This is a genomic window from Kitasatospora sp. NPDC059803 (genome assembly GCF_042732255.1).
GTDB lineage: Bacteria > Actinomycetota > Actinomycetes > Streptomycetales > Streptomycetaceae > Kitasatospora.
This window is the reverse complement of the sequence record NZ_JBHWIJ010000453.1, coordinates 1,206-4,543: the sequence shown is the minus strand read 5'-3', so window position 1 is coordinate 4,543 and position 3,338 is coordinate 1,206. Positions and strand designations below refer to the sequence as shown.

Sequence of the window (3,338 nt, the reverse complement as noted above, 5' to 3'; positions counted from 1 at the left end):
CGTCCCTGGTGGAACGGCATGAGGCCGGGGTAATCGACGAGCGCCTGCCCGATCCCGGCGACGTTGCCGTGGCCGAAGTTGCCCCCGGTCGCGGTGATCAGCCGCTGTCGTGCACCGTCAGCGCGCCGGTCAGGTGCGCGCGCCAGCGGTCGGCGAGCTCGGCGGCGGGGGCGCCCTGCACCTCGTCGGCGGCGGTGAACAGCAGCAGCGAGCCGTCGAACCGGCCGGGGGTGAACTCCCGGGCGATGTCCGTGTGGTGGCGCATCACCGCCATCAGCCGGCGCAGCTCCCCGTCGTCGATGCCCGCCCCGGCGGCGTGGTGGGCGAGGAAGGCCCCGCGGATCTCCTCGTCGGTCGGGTTGTGGTCGCCCGGCAGCACCGGGAAGACGTCCAGCGCCGCCAGGAAGGCCACCCGCTCGCCCGCCGCCTGGAGCTGCACCGCCATCTCGTGCGCGACCAGCCCGCCGAAGGACCAGCCCAGCAGGTGGTACGGGCCGTGCGGCTGCACCCGGCGGATCCTCGCCAGGTACGTGGCCGCCAGTTCCCGTACGCCGTGCGGCCGTTCCCACTCCCCCTCGGGCGCGGCGACGCCGTCGGACTGCAGCGCGTACACCGGCCGGGCCGGGTCGAGGTGCGGGGCCAGCTCCGCGTACGGCAGGCCGAAGCCGACCCCGCCGTGCACGCAGAACAGCGGCTCGGCGGTGCCGCCCGGCCGGATCGGCAGCACCGGCTCCAGCACCGTCGCGGGGAGCCGCTGCTCGGTGGCGGGCCGGGCGGCGGCGGCGAGGGCCGCCACCGTCTTGTGGGTGAAGACGTCGGCCAGCGAGAGCGTGAGCCCGGCCTTCGCGGCCCGGCTGACGATCTGCACCGAGCGCAGGCTGTCGCCGCCGAGGTCGAAGAAGTCCCCGTCGGCGCCGACCTGGTCGAGGCCGAGGATCTCGCCGAAGACCCCGGCGATGACCTCCTCGGCCGGCGTGCCCGGGCGCCGCACCGGGGCCTGCGCGGCGGCGGGCGCGGCACCGGGCGCCGGCAGGGCGCGGGTGTCGAGCTTGCCGTTCGCGGTCAGCGGCAGCGCGGGCAGCGTCACCAGCGTCGCGGGCACCATGTGCGCGGGGAGCGACTCGGCGACGAACGCGCGCAGCACCGGCACGTCGACGGCGGCGACGCCGGGCAGCGGCACCACGTACCCGGTCAGCTGGGGCACGCCGGTGGGCGAGGGCGCGACCTGCACCGCGGCCTGCACGACCACCGGGTGGCGCACCAGCGCGGCCTCGATCTCGCCGAGCTCGATCCGGAAGCCGCGCAGCTTCACCTGGTGGTCCACCCGGCCGACGTAGTCGAGCGTGCCGTCGGCCCGCCAGCGGACCAGGTCGCCGGTGCGGTACATCCGGGTGCCGGCCGGCCCGTACGGGTCGGCGACGAAGCGCTCGGCGGTGGTGACGGGGCGGCGCAGGTAGCCGTGTGCCAGGCCGGTGCCGGCGATGTACAGCTCGCCGGTGACGCCGACCGGAGCGGGCGCGAGGGCGTCGTCCAGGACGTACAGCCGGTGGTTGTCCAGCGGGCGGCCGATCGGCGGGCGGCCGCTGCCGGGGCGCAGCGGGTCGCTCCAGGTGGCGCAGACCGAGGCCTCGGTCGGGCCGTAGGCGTTGCGGAACTCGGTCAGCGGGGCGAACCGGTCGACCAGCGCGGCCGGGCAGGCCTCGCCGCCGACCAGCAGGTGCAGGCCCTCGGGCAGCACCACGTCCTCGGGCAGGCCGGCCACCACGGTGGGCGGCAGCACCACGTGGTTGACCTGGTGCTCGGCGAGCAACGCACCCAGCACCTCGCCGGAGACCCGGCTCTCGTCGGTGGCGACCACCAGGGTGCCGCCCGAGTACAGCGAGACGCCGAGCTCCCAGACGGTGGCGTCGAAGCTGAACGAGGCGAACTGCAGCACCCGGGTGTCCGGCCCCGCGCCCATCCGCGCCTGGTGGTTGGCGGCCAGGTTGGCCGCCCCCAGGTGCGGCACCGCGACGCCCTTGGGGCGGCCGGTGGAGCCCGAGGTGTAGATCACGTAGGCGACGTCCTGCGGGACGAGCGGCCGGGTGCGGTCGGCGTCGACGGGGTTGCGGTCGGGCCGGCCGGTCAGGTCGGACCGGGTGCGCAGGGAGTCCAGGACCAGCGGGACGACGCCCTCGGGCAGCCCCGGGATCCGGTCGGCGACCGCCTCGACGGTCAGCACCTGGGCCGGCGCCGCGTCGTCGAGCATGTAGGCGATCCGCTCGGCCGGGTACTGCGGGTCGACCGGCAGGTAGGCGGCGCCGGTCTTGAGCACCGCCAGCAGCGCGATCACCAGCGGCGCGGAGCGCGGCATCGCCAGCGCGACCACGTCGCCGGGGCCGACCCCGCGCTCCAGCAGCAGGTGGGCGAGCCGGTTGGCCCGCTCGTTGAGCGCCGCGTAGGACAGCCGCATCGTCGCCGGGCCGGCCGGTACGCCGTCCGGGCCGATCAGCGCGGGGTGGTCCGGGTCGGCGGCCGCCAGGCCCTCGAACACGGCGGTCAGGGTGACCGGGGTGAACGGGGCGGTCGGGCCGGCCCACTCCTCCAGCAGGACGCGGCGCTCCTCGGCGGTGAGCAGGTCGAGGGCGCTGAGCGGTGCGTCGGGGGTGCGGGCGGCGGAGTCGAGCAGGGTGGCCAGGGCCCGGGCGAGGCGGGCCGCCGTCGCCCCGGTGAACAGGTCCTCGCGGTACTCCAGGCGGATGTCCAGTCCGGCCGGGGCGCCGTCCGGGCCGGTCCGCTCCAGTACCTGGAAGGACAGGTCGAACTTGGCCGTCGTGCTGCCGATCGGCAGCACCTCGGCGCTCAGGCCGGGCATCGCGGGCAGCGGGTCGGCACTGTTCTCGAAGGCCAGGATCACCTGGAAGAGCGGCTGCCGGCCCATCGAGCGGACCGGGTTGAGCTCCTCCACCAGGTGCTCGAACGGCAGTTCGGCGTGCCCGTAGGCGGTCAGGTCGGTCTCCCGGACCCGCCCGAGCAGGGCGGTGAACGCCGGGTCGCCCGAGGTGTCGGTGCGCAGCACCACGGTGTTGACGAAGAAGCCGACCAGGTCCCGGACGGCGTCGTCGGTGCGCCCGGCCACCGGGCTGCCGAGCGGGATGTCGGTGCCCGCGCCCAGCCGGGTGAGGAGCGCGGCCAGGCCCGCCTGGACGGCCATGAACAGGCTGGCGCCGCCGCGCCGGGCCAGTTCGGCGAGCCGGGCGTGGGTCTCGGCGGGCACCGTGCACTCGACCTCGGCGCCGCGGTGCCCGGGCCCGGCCGGGCGGGGGGACTCGGGGGGCACGGCCGCCGCCGCGTCGGGG

At 76.5% G+C, this 3,338-nt stretch carries 1 protein-coding gene; it reads right to left on the bottom strand.

Annotated elements, in window-relative coordinates; genetic code table 11:
- Positions 1-97 precede the first annotated feature (97 nt).
- On the bottom strand, positions 98-3,338 hold a 3,241-nt coding region (locus ACFV6I_RS37865), incomplete at its 5' end, for an amino acid adenylation domain-containing protein (protein ID WP_380430651.1).